This window comes from Pseudomonas sp. WC1 (assembly GCF_050586565.1).
Lineage (GTDB): Bacteria > Pseudomonadota > Gammaproteobacteria > Pseudomonadales > Pseudomonadaceae > Aquipseudomonas.
In genome coordinates, this window is sequence record NZ_JBOBDQ010000035.1 from 12,658 (window position 1) to 27,929 (window position 15,272).

14 protein-coding genes and 2 pseudogenes are annotated in these 15,272 nt (G+C 65.0%); 9 read left to right on the forward strand and 7 right to left on the reverse strand.

What is annotated here, in order from left to right; translation table 11 throughout:
* Positions 1–4: 4 nt before the first annotated feature.
* Both maiA and ACQ4OD_RS16350 read left to right on the forward strand, forming a co-directional pair.
* Entirely contained in the window at positions 5–634 is a 630-nt protein-coding gene (maiA, locus tag ACQ4OD_RS16345; RefSeq protein WP_430944581.1) for a maleylacetoacetate isomerase, read from the forward strand.
* Positions 635–685: 51 nt separating this feature from the next.
* A complete protein-coding gene (locus ACQ4OD_RS16350; protein ID WP_198755207.1) occupies positions 686–2,035 on the forward strand; it encodes an MFS transporter in 1,350 nt (449 codons plus the stop codon).
* Here the strand turns inward: ACQ4OD_RS16350 and ACQ4OD_RS16355 are convergent.
* Positions 2,024–2,830, reverse strand: coding sequence for a SirB1 family protein (locus ACQ4OD_RS16355; RefSeq protein WP_139668669.1), 807 nt, complete (start codon positions 2,828–2,830; stop codon positions 2,024–2,026). The two genes, ACQ4OD_RS16350 and ACQ4OD_RS16355, sit on opposite strands and share 12 nt — an antisense overlap.
* 123 nt (positions 2,831–2,953) lie before the next feature.
* On the opposite strand from ACQ4OD_RS16355, the gene ACQ4OD_RS16360 reads away from it, so the two are divergent.
* Complete coding sequence (locus ACQ4OD_RS16360; protein ID WP_139668671.1) at positions 2,954–3,973, forward strand: Leu/Phe/Val dehydrogenase; 1,020 nt, start codon at positions 2,954–2,956, stop codon at positions 3,971–3,973.
* Between the two features lie 78 nt (positions 3,974–4,051).
* Here ACQ4OD_RS16360 and ACQ4OD_RS16365 read toward each other — a convergent pair whose 3' ends face one another.
* Entirely contained in the window at positions 4,052–4,315 is a 264-nt protein-coding gene (locus ACQ4OD_RS16365; protein ID WP_023631474.1) for a YebG family protein, read from the reverse strand.
* Positions 4,316–4,535: 220 nt separating this feature from the next.
* Here ACQ4OD_RS16365 and ACQ4OD_RS16370 point away from each other — a divergent pair, with 220 nt between their 5' ends.
* Positions 4,536–5,006 carry a phosphate-starvation-inducible protein PsiE gene (locus ACQ4OD_RS16370; protein ID WP_031315617.1) on the forward strand — a complete coding sequence of 157 codons (471 nt, stop codon included), beginning with the start codon at positions 4,536–4,538 and terminating at the stop codon, positions 5,004–5,006.
* 3 nt (positions 5,007–5,009) lie between these two features.
* On the opposite strand, the gene ACQ4OD_RS16375 is transcribed toward ACQ4OD_RS16370, so the two are convergent.
* A complete protein-coding gene (locus tag ACQ4OD_RS16375) occupies positions 5,010–5,309 on the reverse strand; it encodes a DUF3509 domain-containing protein (protein ID WP_110700611.1) in 300 nt (99 codons plus the stop codon).
* 129 nt (positions 5,310–5,438) lie between these two features.
* Positions 5,439–5,786 carry an HPF/RaiA family ribosome-associated protein gene (locus ACQ4OD_RS16380; protein WP_023630676.1) on the reverse strand — a complete coding sequence of 116 codons (348 nt, stop codon included), beginning with the start codon at positions 5,784–5,786 and terminating at the stop codon, positions 5,439–5,441.
* Between the two features lie 251 nt (positions 5,787–6,037).
* Between ACQ4OD_RS16380 and ACQ4OD_RS16385 the strand changes: the two genes are divergently transcribed.
* Positions 6,038–7,141: an NADH:flavin oxidoreductase gene (locus ACQ4OD_RS16385; RefSeq protein WP_198755208.1), complete on the forward strand. Its 1,104-nt coding sequence runs from the start codon at positions 6,038–6,040 to the stop codon at positions 7,139–7,141.
* Here ACQ4OD_RS16385 and ACQ4OD_RS16390 read toward each other — a convergent pair.
* Positions 7,110–8,321 carry a glycosyltransferase family 4 protein gene (locus tag ACQ4OD_RS16390; protein ID WP_198755209.1) on the reverse strand — a complete coding sequence of 404 codons (1,212 nt, stop codon included), beginning with the start codon at positions 8,319–8,321 and terminating at the stop codon, positions 7,110–7,112. The genes ACQ4OD_RS16385 and ACQ4OD_RS16390 overlap by 32 nt on opposite strands.
* A gap of 269 nt (positions 8,322–8,590) precedes the next feature.
* Here ACQ4OD_RS16390 and ACQ4OD_RS16395 point away from each other — a divergent pair.
* Positions 8,591–9,223: pseudogene (locus ACQ4OD_RS16395) on the forward strand (PAS domain-containing protein); the annotation flags it as partial.
* Between the two features lie 174 nt (positions 9,224–9,397).
* Positions 9,398–9,817, forward strand: a pseudogene (locus ACQ4OD_RS16400) (methyl-accepting chemotaxis protein); the annotation flags it as partial.
* A gap of 113 nt (positions 9,818–9,930) precedes the next feature.
* Here ACQ4OD_RS16400 and cysZ read toward each other — a convergent pair.
* Positions 9,931–10,659, reverse strand: coding sequence for a sulfate transporter CysZ (gene cysZ / locus ACQ4OD_RS16405; protein ID WP_111531689.1), 729 nt, complete (start codon positions 10,657–10,659; stop codon positions 9,931–9,933).
* Positions 10,660–10,986: 327 nt separating this feature from the next.
* Here cysZ and trxB point away from each other — a divergent pair, with 327 nt between their 5' ends.
* The gene (gene trxB, locus ACQ4OD_RS16410; RefSeq protein WP_430944582.1) at positions 10,987–11,949 is read left to right on the forward strand and encodes a thioredoxin-disulfide reductase; all 963 of its coding nucleotides are present in this window, start codon (positions 10,987–10,989) and stop codon (positions 11,947–11,949) included.
* A 74-nt stretch (positions 11,950–12,023) separates the two neighbouring features.
* On the opposite strand, the gene nadC is transcribed toward trxB, so the two are convergent.
* The gene (gene nadC, locus ACQ4OD_RS16415; protein WP_110700602.1) at positions 12,024–12,872 is read right to left on the reverse strand and encodes a carboxylating nicotinate-nucleotide diphosphorylase; all 849 of its coding nucleotides are present in this window, start codon (positions 12,870–12,872) and stop codon (positions 12,024–12,026) included.
* Positions 12,873–13,117: 245 nt separating this feature from the next.
* Between nadC and ACQ4OD_RS16420 the strand changes: the two genes are divergently transcribed.
* Positions 13,118–15,268, forward strand: coding sequence for a DUF1631 domain-containing protein (locus ACQ4OD_RS16420; RefSeq protein WP_430944583.1), 2,151 nt, complete (start codon positions 13,118–13,120; stop codon positions 15,266–15,268).
* The last annotated feature ends 4 nt before the right edge of the window (positions 15,269–15,272 follow it).

Genomic DNA, 15,272 nt, shown 5'->3' on the forward strand with positions numbered 1-15,272 from the left:
GGCGATGGAACTGTTCACCTACTACCGCTCCACCTCGTCGTATCGGGTGCGCATCGCCCTGGCGCTCAAGGGCCTGGCCTACCAGGCCCTGCCGGTGAACCTGCTCAAGGGCGAGCAGCGCGGCGCGGACTACCTGGCGCTCAATCCGCAGGGGCGGGTGCCGGCCCTGCGTACTGACGATGGCGAGTTGCTGGTGCAGTCGCCGGCGATCATCGAATACCTCGAAGAGGCGCACCCGCAGCCAGCGCTGCTGCCGACCGCAGCCAAGGCCCGGGCCAAGGTGCGTGGCGTGGCGGCGATCATCGGCTGTGATGTCCACCCGCTGCACAACGTCAGCGTGCTCAACCAGCTGCGTCAGTTGGGGCACGACGAGGCACAGGTCAACCAGTGGATCGGCCACTGGATCGGCCAGGGGCTGGCGGCGATCGAGCAGTTGATCGGCGACGATGGCTTCTGCTTCGGTGCGACGCCGGGCCTGGCCGATGTCTACCTGATCCCGCAGTTGTACGCGGCCGAGCGCTTCAACATCGACCTCAGTGGCTACCCGCGCATTTGCCGGGTGGCGGCCCTCGCCGAACAGCACCCGGCCTTCCACAAGGCTCACCCGTCGAGGCAGCCCGACACGCCCAACTGACCCACCCAGCCCGCACCTGCACTCATAACAACAAAAGACAGGTACCTTGCGATGCACAACCAGATAGCCAGCTTTCGCGCGGCGCTCGACGCGCGCCCGGTGTCACCCTACCAGTGGCGCTTGCTGCTGCTGTTGATCCTGCTGTTGGTCACCGATGGTTATGACGCCCAGGTGCTGGGATACGTGATCCCCGCGCTGGCCCAGGACTGGGGGCTGGAAAAGGCGGCCTTCGGGCCGGTGTTCAGCGCCAACCTGCTGGGGCTGACGGTCGGTTCGCTGGCGGTGACGCCACTGGCCGACCGCTTCGGCGTGCGGCGGGTGCTGCTGTGCTGCGTGCTGCTGTACGCCAGCCTTACGCTGCTGATGGTGTTCGCCACTTCCCTCGACAGCCTGATGCTGGCGCGCTTTCTCTGCGGTATCGGCATGGGCGGCGCGATGCCCAGCGCCATGGCGCTGATGGCCGATTATGCACCACCGCGGCTGCGTACCCTGATGGTGACTCTGGCAGCTTGCGGCTTCTCCCTGGGGGGCGCGGCGGGTGGCTTCGTAGCTGCAGGTTTCATCGATCACCATGGTTGGCAGGCGGTGTTTCTTGCCGGTGGCGTGGCGCCGCTGCTGTTGTTCCCGTTCCTGGCGCTGTTCCTGCCTGAATCGCTGCCGCGCCTGCTGCGCGACGCCCCTCCCTATGCGCGGTTGCAACGGGTGACCGCCCGCCTGCTGCCGGGCTGGCAGGTGCCGGCGGCCCAGGTCGCGGCCGATGCGTCGGCCGACAGTAAGCTCACCGTGGTGGCGTTGTTTCGCGAGGGGTTCGCCCGGCCCACGCTGCTGCTGTGGAGCACCTTCTTTGTCAGCCTGATCCTGTTGTACTTCATGATCAGCTGGCTGCCGTCGCTGCTGCAGGAAAGCGGGCTGGCGCTGAACCAGGCCAACCTGGTGACTTCGCTGTTCCTGTTTGCCGGCACCTTCGGTGCGGTGTGCCTGGCCTGGTGCGCCGACCGCATGGCCAACAAGGCTCACCTGCTGGCCGGCGTGCTGCTGGGCGCGGCGCTGTTCAGCGTGCTGGTTGGCCTTAACCATGACGATCCGCGCTGGCTGGTGCCCAGTGTGTTCGCCGCCGGGTTCTGCATCATTGGCGGGCAGTTGACGCTCAATGCCTTCGTCAGCAACTTCTACCCGGCCCAGGTGCGCGCCACCGGCACCGGCTGGGCCCTGGGTGTCGGGCGCTTCGGCTCGATCCTCGGACCGTTGCTCGGCAGTCTGCTGCTGACGTTGCACATGCCAGTGGAGCAGATCTTCTTCTTCTGCGCCGTGCCAGCGCTGCTCGGCGCGCTGCTGATCAGCCGGGTACGCGCACCGCAGCCGCGCGAAGCGACGGTCAAGGGCGAGGCATTAATGGATTGAACGTTTGCCGTTGGGCAACTGGCCGAGGCGTTCCGTGAGTTTCAGGCGCTGCACCGGGTCGTCGGTCAGCAGCAGGGCGTGCTCCAGGTCGAAGCGCTCTGCCTGGGGACAGTCCAGGTGCTGGTACAGCGTGGCCCGGGCCAGGTAGTCGCCGACCTGCACCGGGCCCAGTTGCATGACCCGCTCGGCATCGATCAGCGCCGCGAGGTCGTTGTCGTTGCTGATATGCAACTGGCGAAGGTTGCGCGACAGGCGCTGGAGCATCTGCCGCGGCGATGCGCTGAGCAGGTGCTCGGCGGACAGTGGCACCTGTGGGCCGAACTGGCGGGCGAGCAGTTCGCGGCAGTCGTTGGGATACAGGCGGCGACCACCACAAGGGTCGAGCAGGTGGTCGGCACCGGGTACCCGCAGCAGGAAGTGCCCGGGAAAGTTCACGCCTTCCAGGGGGATCGACAGCCGCCGTGCCAGCTCCAGGGCAAGGATTGCCAGCAGCAGAGGTTGGCCACGCCGACGTTGCAGCACTTTGTCCATCAAGGCCACGTGCGGGCGCAACGGGTGGTACTCGTCCTGCTGAAAGCCCAGTGCGTTGAGCTGGCGCAGCAAGGGCTGGGCCAGTTCGTTGACCGGCAGCATCGGCAGGCTGGTGCTGACTTCGCGTTGCAGCTCATGCAGCCTGGCCAGGCTGGCCGAGAGCTCGACAGTGCGGTCATGCTCCGCAGCAATCCACAGCGCGGCTTCCAGCAGGGCGACCGGCTCGCGTTCCAGGCAGGCCAGGCAGGCTTGGCGTGAGTTCATCGGACTTCTCCATCACGCTTAACTTGTAGCCCTGGCGAAGCTTTTCGTCCAGTGGTCCGCCCGCACGGTGTGCTGCCTTGACCTGTTTATACTGGTAGCAGCACCTCGCTGGGGAACCCGTCGATGTTCGCGCTCATGCAAAGCACTCGCACGCAGTCACTGCACTTGTTCATCGACCCGCCTACGGGGTTGAAGGCCGTGGTGGCGATTCACAGCGAACAACTGGGTCCGGCCATGGGCGGTTGTCGCTACCTGCCCTATGCCGACGACGAAAGCGCCATGACCGATGCCATCCGCCTGGCCCAGGGCATGAGTTACAAGGCGGCCCTGGCCGGGTTGCCGATGGGCGGCGGCAAGGCGGTGATCGTGCGTAACCCGCATGTGGAGAACCGTGCAGCGCTGTTCGAGGCGTTCGGGCGCTTCGTCGACACCCTTCAGGGCCGCTTCATCACGGCGGTGGACAGTGGCACCTCGACCCTCGACATGGACTGCATCGCCCAGGCCACTCCCTACGTCACCAGCACCACCGCCTCGGGCGATCCATCGCCACATGCGGCGATGGGCGTGTTCGCCGGCATCCGCGCCACCTCCATGGCCAGGTTGGGCAGTGACAACCTGGAGGGATTGCGAGTGGCGGTGCAAGGGTTGGGCAACGTTGGCTATGCGCTGGCCGAGCAACTGCATGCGGCCGGCGCCGAGCTGCTGGTCAGCGACCTGGATGCCGGCAAGGTGCGCCTGGCGGTGGAGCAGCTCAATGCCCACCCGGTGGCCCATGAAGCCTTGATCAGCACGCCGTGCGACATCTTTGCGCCGTGTGGCGTTGGGCCGGTGCTGAACGGGCAGAGCGTGATGCAACTGCGCTGCGCGGCGGTGGCGGGGTCGGCGAACAACCAGCTGACCACCTTGCAGGTGGCCGACCAGCTGGAGAACCGGGGAATCCTGTATGCGCCGGACTATGTGATCAATGCCGGTGGGCTGATCTATGTGGCCCTGACCCATCGGGGCGAGGGGCTGGGGACCATTACCGCGCACCTGGCGCGGATACCTTCGCGGCTGACCGAAGTGTTCGCCCATGCCCAGGCGGAGAAACGTTCGCCGGCACGGGTGGCGCAGATGCTGGCGGAAAGATTGTTGTACGGCTGAAAGCCATTTCGCGGGGCAAGCCCGCTCCCACGAGATTTTCCATGGATGCGAGCCTTGCGGGCTTGCCCCGCGATAGCGTCATTCCACCGCGCCGCCTTCGAGCAGCTCCGCCAGCGCATCGGGCTGGCTCTTGAACGCTCGGGCGAACACATCGCGGTTCTTCGCCATGTAGATGCCGGCTTCCTCTACCTGCTGCTCGCTCATCGAAGGCACGGCCTTGTGCAGTACCTCGGCCAGGCGTTCGGCCAGCTCGAGCATCTTGTCGTGACGGTCTGCTTCGGCCTTATCCATGAACAAGCGCTCCGGGTCGCGGCTGCTGCGGTACACCACTTCGACGGCCATTCATCACCTCTGTGCCTTTTTGCTGATTGGATTGCGCATTACTGTGTTTTTATACAGTACATCGTCAGGCCATCACCCTGCAACCGCAATGATGGCCAGGCAAACTGACAATCAGCGTAGCCCACAGGTGTCTTGCGGCAATCGACCGCCTTCCAAGACAGGGGCCATGGCCCTTTAACTGCATGGCAACCAAGACCTTCAGTATCAGGAATCGAACATCGTGAACATCAAATGGGCAGAAAAGCTGCGCAAGGGCCTGCACGGCTCCGCCGACTCGCTGGGCAACCTGTGTGTGGAGGCCTTCCATTACCTGGCGCTGTTCGGTATCGGCGCGATCACCGCCTATGCGGCGGTAGTGACCTTCCTGGACATGCTGGGCAAGGGTGGGGTGAGCGTGGATGACATCCTGCTGCTGTTCATCTACCTGGAGCTGGGGGCGATGGTGGGGATCTACTTCAAGACCAACCACATGCCGATCCGCTTCCTGCTCTACGTGGCAATCACCGCGCTGACCCGCCTGCTGATCGGCGATGTCTCGCACCACAAGGCGCCGGATGTCGGCTTGCTGTACGTGTGCGGCGGTATCCTGCTGCTGGCCTTCGCCATCCTGGTGGTGCGCTATGCGTCGTACCGCTACCCGTCGACCAAGGCGCTGGATGCCAGCGGCAAGGAAGTGGACGAGGGCAAATAACCCTCAGTTTGCCAGGCCGACGACAGGGACGCGGCGCTCGCCCTGCGCGGGGCGGGTCAGGGCTGCGAGCACTTCCAGCGGGTTTTGCCCCAGCTCGATGGCCAGGCCCAGGCGAATGCTGTCGATGACTCGTTGCAGACGCACCGGGTCGTTGCGCTGGGCCTGGCTGATCAGGCGCTTGGCGACCACGCCGCTGTCGTCGGAGAGGGTCAGCATGATGCTGCCGTCCAGGCGTTCGATGCTCAGGTTGACCCGGTACTCTGGGGCGAAGGCGGCGCTGATCTGATCGAAGGGATTGTTCATGGTCGGGTTCTGCAGTGAATGATTGCAGAAGTTGACCGGGCTCGACCGAGGTTGGTTCAGGCCCGCTGATCGGTGAACAACGAAAACGCCCGGCGCAAGGCCGGGCGTTCTTGTCTGAACCATTGTCGGTCAGGCGTCTGGATCACTCAGTTCCAGGGCGCCGCGCTTGCTGCGCAACTTGCCGTAGAAATGCTCCAGGGCGTGGTTCAGCTTGCTGGCCGCGCCATCGACGGCGTGCTCCAGCGAAGTGGCGGTGTGGGTCACGGAAATCGGCTGGTGACCTTTAGGGCGAGCCTCCATCTGGCAGCGTTTGTCGTGGGGACCGGGCTTGGCGCCGTTTTCGTCACGCAGGTGGACTTCTATGCGGGTGAGGTCGTCCTCGTAACGTTCGAGGCTGCTTTGCAGGGTACTGCGGACCCATTGGTCGAGACGGATGTTGCCTTCGATATGGTTGCTGCTGTTGACCTGGATTTGCATGATTCAATCCTTATTCAGCTTGCTCGCGAGAGGCGCGCCTAGGCCACTGAGGGCGTTGGTTTTCCTGCGCCTCTTGACTCTAAAGTCAGGCAACTGTCGGATGAATTCAAGCCCTTTCTGAAAATAAATTTCCTGTTGCAATTCGCTCTGCTCACAACGATGACGGCCGATCACTGCAATCAATAATGCTGGGCCATCCGCCAGGCGGCCCCTAAGCTCAGGCGCATTTCCTCACCCGTCGGGAGCGCCGCATGTCCAGCAACCCTCTGTTCCAGCCTTTCACCCTAGGCTCCCTTGACCTGCCGACCCGCGTGGTCATGGCACCGATGACCCGTACCCTCTGCCCCGGGGGCGTGCCCCATGACGGTGTGGTCGATTACTACCGCCGTCGTGCCGCAGCCGGGGTCGGGCTGATCATCACCGAAGGCACTACGGTCGGGCACAAGGCCGCCAATGGCTACCCCAACGTGCCGCGCTTCCACGGTGAAGATGCCCTGGCCGGTTGGAAACGTGTAGTCGACGCGGTCCATGCCGAAGGCGGGCGCATCGTGCCGCAACTGTGGCACGTGGGCAGTGTGCGCCGCCTGGGCACCGAGCCGGATGCCGAGGTGCCGGGCTATGGCCCGAGCGGCAAGGAGAAGGATGGCCAGGTACTGGTCCAGGAGATGAGCCACGACGACATTCGCGAGGTAATCGCCGCCTTCGCCCAGGCCGCGCGCGATGCCCAGGCCATCGGCATGGACGGTGTGGAAATCCACGGCGCCCACGGCTACCTGATCGACCAGTTCTTCTGGGAGGCCAGCAACCGTCGCGACGACGAATACGGCGGTGACCTGGCCGGACGCTCGCGTTTCGCCATCGAACTGATCCAGGCCGTGCGCCAGGCCGTGGGCGCGGATTTCCCGATCATCCTGCGCTTCTCGCAATGGAAGCAGCAGGACTACAACGCACGCCTGGTGCAAACCCCCGAGGCCCTGGCAGCGTTCCTCAAGCCCTTGTCCGACGCGGGCGTGGATATCTTCCACTGCTCTACCCGGCGCTTCTGGGAGCCAGAATTCGAGGGCAGCGAGCTGAACCTGGCCGGCTGGACCCGCCAGCTCACCGGCAAGCCGACCATCACCGTGGGCAGTGTCGGCCTGGATGGCGAGTTCCTGCAGTTCATGGTCGCTACCGACAAGGTGGCCAGGCCGGCCAGCCTCGAAGGCTTGCTGCAACGCTTGCAGGACCAGGAGTTCGACCTGGTGGCCGTGGGCCGCGCCTTGCTGGTGGATGCCGAATGGGCGCGCAAGGTTCGCGATGGGCGTGAGGGAGACGTGCTGCCGTTCAGCCGTGAGGCGCTGACGACCCTGGCTTGATCACCAGGGGCGGCGTCTGTTCGCGGGTGCTCTGCAACTCGCGGCAGGCTCCGTACAGGTAACCCTCGAACTGTTCGATGATCGCCGGCCAGCCCTGGCGGCTGGCGTGCTGGCGAGCGTTGAGGCGCACCCGGCGCAGGGTTTCGCTTTCCTCCAGCAACCAGCAAGCGGCGTCGATGAATGCCGCCTGGTCACCCGGCATGGCCAACGCACCGCTATGGCCGTGGCGGATGTGCTGGGCGGCGGCGGCTTCATCGTAGGCGACCACGGCAAGGCCCGAGGCAAGCGCCTCGAGCACCACGTTGCCAAAGGTCTCGGTCAGGCTCGGGAACAGGAATAAATCGCCGCTGGCATAGTGCTCGGCCAGTACCTCGCCGCGCTGCGCACCGCAGAACACCGCATCGGGCAACTGCTGTTCGAGCTGGCCGCGCAGTGGGCCATCGCCGACGATCACCAGGCGCAGCCGCCGGTGCGGGTAGGCCTTGCGCAGGGCTTCCATGCAAGGGCGCAGCAAGGCCAGGTTTTTCTCTGCGGCCAGGCGTCCGACGTGCAGCACGGCCAGGTCATCCACGCCCAGCCCCCACTGCCCGCGCAGGGCCTGGCTGCGCCGTGCCGGGTTGAACAGGCCGGAGTCGACACCACGGGCCATCAGGCCGAGGCGTTCGAAGCCGCGGCGTTCCAGCTCCAGGCGCTGGCTGATGCTGGGCACCAGGGTGATGGCGGTACGCCGATGGAACCAGCGCAGGTAGTGGGTGAGCAGTCGCGACAGCAGCCCCAGGCCATACTGCCCCGAATACTGCGCAAAGTTGGTGTGAAAGCCACTGACTACTGCCACGCCCAGGCGCCGGGCGGCGCGCAGGGCGCTCAGGCCCAAGGGGCCTTCGGTGGCGATGTACAGCACGTCCGGACGCTGCCGACGCCAACGACGCCATAGCTTGTGCATCGACACTTCGCCCCACTGCAGGCCGGGGTAACCGGGCAGTGGCCAGCCACGGCACAGCAGCAGTTCGTCATCGTTGCCCGTTGCGCTGTCGGCGGCCTGTCGCGGGCGGATCAGTTCGACCTGATGCCCGCGCTGGCGCAGACCCTCGCTGAGGCGGCCAAGGGTGTTGGCCACGCCATTGATCTCGGGTGGGAAGGTTTCGCTGACCAGGGTGATGCGCAAGGACGGTGTGTTCATGACAAAAAGTGTCCGCCGCCCCCGTTGCGGCCATATGACGCCTTTGTGACGTGCGGATGACGCCTGATTTCCGGCAGTTTCATCCGTATGAATATTTCCTTGCAACGCACTCAAGAACTCACGGGACGCAGCCGATGCAGATGCATTCGACTACGGGAATACGCTCCGGGAGAGCGGCCATGTTCAATAGCAAACTGAAGAAAGAAATCCAGCAACTGCGCGAAGAACTGATGTCCATCGAGCAGGTCAAGAACAGCCTCGACAGCGAGATGCTGGTGCTCCAGCTCGATCCACAGGGGCGCATCGAGTCGGTCAACGGCAACTTCGAGGCCGAAATGGGCTACCGCGCCGAGCAGCTCATCGGGCGCAATATCGAGGAGATCGTCCCGGCCCATGTGAAGAAGCTCGATTTCTACCAGCGCATGAAACACGCCATCACCCGGGGCGAGCATCTCAACGGCGCCTTCCGCCTGCTGCGTGGCAACGGTGAAGAGGCCTGGCTGCGCTCGATCCTGCAACCGGTCAAGGACAGCGACGGGCGCCTCAAGTACTTCTCCCTGCATTCCAGCGACCTGACCCGCACCATCGAGACGTCCCGTGAGCATGAGAGCCTGATCAAGGCGCTGATGCGCTCCACCGCGGTGATCGAGTTCAACCTCGAAGGCCAGGTGCTGACCGCCAACGACCGCTTCCTGCAGACCATGGGCTACACCCTCGAACAGATCCGCGGCAAGTCGCACCGCATGTTCTGCGAGCCGGAAGAAGCCAATTCGCCGGGCTACCAGGAGTTCTGGAACAGGCTGCGCCGCGGCGAATTCGTTGCCGAGCGCTTCAAGCGCGTCGATGCCCATGGCCGCGTGGTGTGGCTGGAAGCCTCGTACAACCCGATCATCGACGCCCACGACGTGCTCTACAAGGTGGTCAAGTTCGCCACCGTGATCACCGACCAAGTCAACCAGGAACTGGCCGTGGCCCAGGCCGCCGACATCGCCTACACCACCTCGCTGGAAACCGACGACAGCGCGCGCAAGGCCACCGACGTGGTAACCCAGACCGTCGAGGTGATGCGTGGGCTGGAGGGCTCGATGCAGGAAGCCGCCGAGGGCATCCAGGCACTGGACAAGCAGTCGAAGGTGATCGGCGCGATCATCAAGACCATCAGCGACATCGCCGGGCAGACCAACCTGCTGGCGCTCAACGCCGCCATCGAAGCCGCCCGCGCCGGCGAACAGGGCCGTGGTTTCGCCGTGGTCGCCGACGAAGTGCGCCAACTGGCCTCGCGCACCAGTAGCGCCACCGAGGAAATCGCCAAGGTGGTGCAGCAGAATGAACAGCTGGCCCAGGCCGCGGTGGACATCATCGACACCAGCAAGCGCCAGGCCGAGCAGGGCCTGGCACTGGCCGCCGATACCGGCGGGGTGATCGTCGAGATCCAGGAAGGAGCGAAGAAGGTGGTGGATGCAGTGGGGCAGTTTTCCAGCCAGTTAAGCCACTGATCCGTTCAGCGTCTTGCTTAGCTGCCGCGGCGAGACGGCTGCTACAGAGGGTTGCGCTGTGCCTGTGGGAGCCGGCTTGCCGGCGAAAGGGGCGCAACGCGCCCCCGGCCCTTTCAAGTGCGCTCCCGCACCCAGAACAACGTGGCTCCGGCCACCGCTGCCGGCATCATCAGCACGTTGACTCCCGGAATCATCAGCGCCAGGTAGGTGATCCCGCCAAAGCCCATCGATTGCCAGCGCTTGGCGCGCAGCCAGGCGAGCATGTCCTGCCAACTCATCTTGTTGTTGTCCGCCGGGTAGTCGATGTACTGGATGGCCATCATCCAGATACCGAACACCAGCCACAGCGGCGCGGCGATCACGTTCACCACCGGGATGAACGACAGGATGAACAGGCCGATGGCCCGCGGCAGGAAGTAGCCAAGCTTGCGCATCTCGCGGCTCAGGGTACGTGGCACCATGGCCATCAGCTCGCTCCAGCTGAAGGGCGGGAAGTTGTCCTGGCCGCGCACCACCACTTCGACCTTTTCCGCCAGGAAACCGTTGAACGGCGCGGCGATGACGTTGGCCAGCAGGGTGAAGGTGAAGAACACCATCAACAGCACCAGGGCGACGAACAGCGGCCACAGGATGTAGGTGAGAAAGCCCAGCCAGTCGGGCAGGGTGGGCATCAGCGCATCGACCCACAGGCTGAACTGGTGGCCGGCAAAGTAGATCAGGCCGCCGAACAGCAGCAGGTTGACCGCCAGGGGCAGCAGCACGAACAGGCGCAGGCTGGGGCTCAGGACCAGTTTCAGGCCTTCGCGCAGGTACTGCGGGCCGGACAGGACGGGGGCTTGCATCGGAGTGCTCCGCTTGAGGAAAACGCGCTGACCTTACCGAGTTTGGCGCGCCGACGAAAGGCGCCGCGCCTCCGGGAAACGGCGTGTAACAAAGCACAGGCACAATGCCTGGCTATTTCCTCTGCGGATAGAGACTGTCTATAAGGTGGATTGTCGAAGGATATTTCCTTAATCTCTGCGGCCTCGCTACAGTGCGCTCAACTTTTTTGGTTTTGGACCAACGCGTTGTAGCCTTCCCCAAGTGCTGCGTGGGTCCCTTTTAATTCCAGCTGGCGCAACCGGCGCACAGACGCCGGCCCCGTGCGGCCCGCTCGACAGGAGTTCGACATGTCCGAAGTACGTCATTCGCGCGTCATCATTCTCGGTTCCGGCCCTGCCGGTTACAGCGCCGCGGTGTATGCCGCCCGCGCCAACCTCAAGCCGCTGCTGATCACCGGCATGCAGGCGGGCGGCCAGCTGACCACCACCACCGAAGTCGACAACTGGCCGGGCGACCCCCACGGCCTGACCGGCCCGGCCCTGATGCAGCGCATGCAGGAGCACGCCGAGCGTTTCGAGACCGAGATCGTCTTCGACCACATCAACGCCGTCGACCTGGCCAACAAGCCGTTCACCCTGCGCGGTGACAGCGGCACCTACACTTGCGACGCGCTGATCGTCGCCACCGGTGCCAGCGCTCGCTACCTGGGCCTGCCGTCGGAAGAAGCCTTCATGGGCAAGGGCGTGTCGGCCTGCGCCACTTGCGACGGCTTCTTCTACCGCAACAAGCCGGTGGCGGTCGTCGGCGGCGGCAACACCGCCGTGGAAGAGGCGCTGTACCTGGCCAACATCGCCAGCAAGGTGACTTTGGTACACCGTCGCGACACCTTCCGCGCCGAGAAGATCCTGATCGACAAGCTGCACGCCCGTGTCGCCGAAGGCAAGATCGAACTCAAGCTCAACGCCACCCTGGACGAAGTGCTGGGTGACAACATGGGCGTGACCGGTGCGCGCCTGAAGAACAACGACGGCAGCTTCGACGAAATCAAGGTCGACGGTGTGTTCATCGCCATCGGCCACACCCCGAACACCTCGCTGTTCGAAGGCCAGCTGACCCTGAAGGACGGTTATCTTGTGGTCCACGGCGGCCGTGAAGGCAACGCCACCGCCACCAACGTCGAGGGCGTGTTCGCCGCCGGCGACGTGGCCGACCACGTCTACCGCCAGGCCATCACCTCCGCCGGCGCTGGCTGCATGGCGGCCCTGGACGTCGAGCGTTACCTGGACGGCCTGGCCAACGCCGCGCACTGATCCAGCCCCTGCGGGCTTGCCTCGCAATGAAAAAACCGGCCATCTGGCCGGTTTTTTTGTACCTGCGATTCAGCTCACAGGCTCAGTCGCATCGACAGGTCAACCGCCTTCACATCCTTGGTCATCGCACCAATCGAGATGTAGTCGACACCGGTCTCGGCGATCACTCGCAGGGTGGTCTCGTTGACCCCGCCGCTGGCCTCGAGCTTGGCCTTGCCAGCAGTGATACGTACCGCTTCGCGCATTTCATCCAGGCTTAATTCGTCGAGCATGACGATATCGGCGCCCGCCGCCAGCGCCTGGCGCAGCTCGTCCAGGCTTTCCACCTCGATCTCCACCGGCTTGCCCGGGGCGATACGGTGCGCCGCCGCCACGGCCTCGGCCACGCCACCACTGGCGGCGATATGGTTTTCCTTGATCAGGAACGCGTCGTACAGGCCGATGCGGTGGTTGTGGCAGCCGCCGCAGGTAACCGCGTACTTCTGCGCCAGGCGCAGGCCCGGCAGGGTCTTGCGGGTATCGAGCAGGCGCACCTGGGTGCCCTCGACCAGGTCGGCCAGGAAGCGCGCGCGGGTTGCAACGCCCGAGAGCAGTTGCAGGAAGTTCAGCGCCGAGCGTTCACCACTGAGCAACGAGCGCGCCGGGCCTTCGAGGTGGAACAGCGCCTGGTTGGCGGTGGCGCGCTCACCATCGGCCACCTGCCAGTGCACCGCCACCCGCGGGTCGAGCTGGCGGAACACCGCATCGACCCAGGCGGAGCCTGCGATCACGCAGTCCTCGCGGGTGATGATGGTCGCCTTGGCCAGGCGCTCGGCCGGGATCAACTGGGCGGTGATATCGCCGCCGCCGATGTCCTCGAGCAGCGCGCGGCGCACGTTGGCTTCGATTTCGGCGGTCAGGTCGGCGAGGCGTAGGTTCGGCATGGTCGGCTCCACAAGCTAGGTGCCGGCGATTATAGGGCAGGGGGGCGGCGTGTACAGCTGCCGTGCCGATGACCTTTGGTCAGGCGGTTTGAGCAATTCTGCAAATGCATTGTCCGTTGAGGCGTGCGAAAGGCGTGCTGGCAGCTGCCAGAATTTTCACCGATAATGGCGCCTTGTAATTGGCGTCATAGCTTTGACGATTTATCTTCCAGTCGAACAACGCAACATCCAGCAAGGAGTCCGGGATGCATGATGAAGGCAAGGTGGTGCCCTTGGCGGCGGCCATCGACCGGGGTGCGCGCGCGCCCTCGCCATGCCTTCCGGTCCTGCTCCTGCAGGTGCGCGACAAAGCCGCGCTGCAATTGCGCCAGGGCTTGCAGGCGCTGTTCGACAATGCTGACGACACCCTTTTCGAAATGGCCGACAAGGCCAGTGGCCGACTCGACCAGAACCTGTACTTCGAAGCCATGCGCGACCTGCGCCTGAAGCGCAAGAGCATCGAGCGCGGGTTCCTCGACACCTTCTACGACGCCTTTGCCCGTATCGGCCAGGGCGGTGGGCTCGAGGCCCTGGTCAGGTCACAGACCCAGGACAGGTCGGCGCTGGAGCGAACCGTGGCCGTGCAGGCCATGGTCGATCGGGTGCTGTCGCGTGACGGGTTTCTGCTCGATCAACTGAACCTGCGCTTCACCACGTTGCTGGAAGTGCCGCTGGAGACCGCGCACAACCCACTCGGGCCAGGCAACCTCTGCGGTTACTTCCTGGATGCCGGGCGCAACCTGGGGGTCGGCGCCAACGTCAAGATGGTGCTGCTCAAGCTGTACGAGCGTTATGTGCTGCGCGACCTCGACCTGCTCTACGGCGAGGCCAGCCAGTTGCTCGCCAGTGCCGGCGTGCTGCCGGACCTGCTGCCCGCGCCACGGCGCCGTGCCGAGGACCGGCGCGGCATTGCCAGGCGCGTGCCGGCCAGCGTCATGCCGGGCGGTCTGCCCGACTCCGCCGGCCAGGCGTTCTTCGCCTCGGTGCAGGCGCTGCTGGCGCCGGTGCGCGGGCGGGTCACGCCGCGTTTGCAGGCGGCCGGTGCGGCCCAGCCTACCAGTACCGGCGACCTGCTGCGCCTGCTCACCCACTTGCAGCACTATGTGCCGGCCCCTGGCGAGCCGGATGACTTCAACCTCGGCCAGCAGCTGGAGCAACTGCTGTTGCGGGTCAGCGTGCGCAGCGGCACGCGGCGGCGCATTGCCACCGACGACGAAGACACGATCAACCTGGTCGACCTGCTGTTCACCTTCATCCAGGGTGACCACAACCTGCCGGCCAGCCTGCGTGCGTTGCTCGTGCGCCTGCATATTCCAGTGCTCAAGGTGGCGCTGATCGACAAGGGCATGTTCAGCCGTGGCAGCCACCCGGCGCGCCGCCTGCTCAACGAAATAGCCGCCGCGGCCATTGGCTGGGAGACCGAGGCCGAGGGGCTGCGCGACAGCCTGCACCTGCGCGTCGAGCGGATCGTGCAGCGCCTGCTCAATGACTTTTCCGACGATTGCGCCCTGTTTGATGAACTGCTCGATGAGTTTCTCGCTTTCAGCCAGGATGAACGTCGGCGCAACGAACTGCTCGAACAGCGCACCCGTGACGCCGAGGAGGGCCGCGCCCGTACGCTGCTGGCCCGCCAGCGTGTGCAGCAGGAGCTCAACGACCGCCTGCATGGCCGGGTGCTGCCGCAGGTGGTGGTGCAGATGCTGGTTCAATCCTGGAGCCAGGTGCTGCTGCTGGCCTGGCTGAAGCAGGGTGAGGCTTCGCCAGCCTGGGCCGAGGCCCTGGCGACGGTGGACGACCTGCTGGTCAGCATTGCTCCGTACCGTGAGCCGCAGCGCCTGCTTGAGCAGGTGCCGGGCCTGCTCAAGGCGCTGCGCGACGGTCTGGCGGGGGTGGCGCTGGACTCCGCCGCCACCCGTGATTTCTTCCTGCAACTGGAGAAGCTGCACCAGCGCGCCTGTGGCGCTACGCCGGAGGCGGATGCCGCGCTGGACGAAGTGTGGGTGGAGGACGATATCGTGCTGGTCGTCAGCGATGAGTCCGAGTTGGACGCTGGCCTGCCGCTCGACGAGCATGTCCCTGCCGTTCATCAGGTACAGCGGTTGCAGGTCGGCACCTGGGTCGAGGTGATGGACGACGACGAGCCGCTGCGCTGCAAGCTGGTGGCGCGTATCGACAGCAATGACCGGTTGGTCTTCAGCAACCGCACCGGCATGAAGGTGCGCGAATGGAACCGCATGGGCCTGGCCATGGCCCTGCGCCGTGGCGAGGTACGCCTGCTGGACGATGGCCTGTTGTTCGAGCGGGCGCTGGAGGCGGTGCTGGAGCAATTGCGTGGGCAGCAGGCACAGCAAAGCTGAAGCC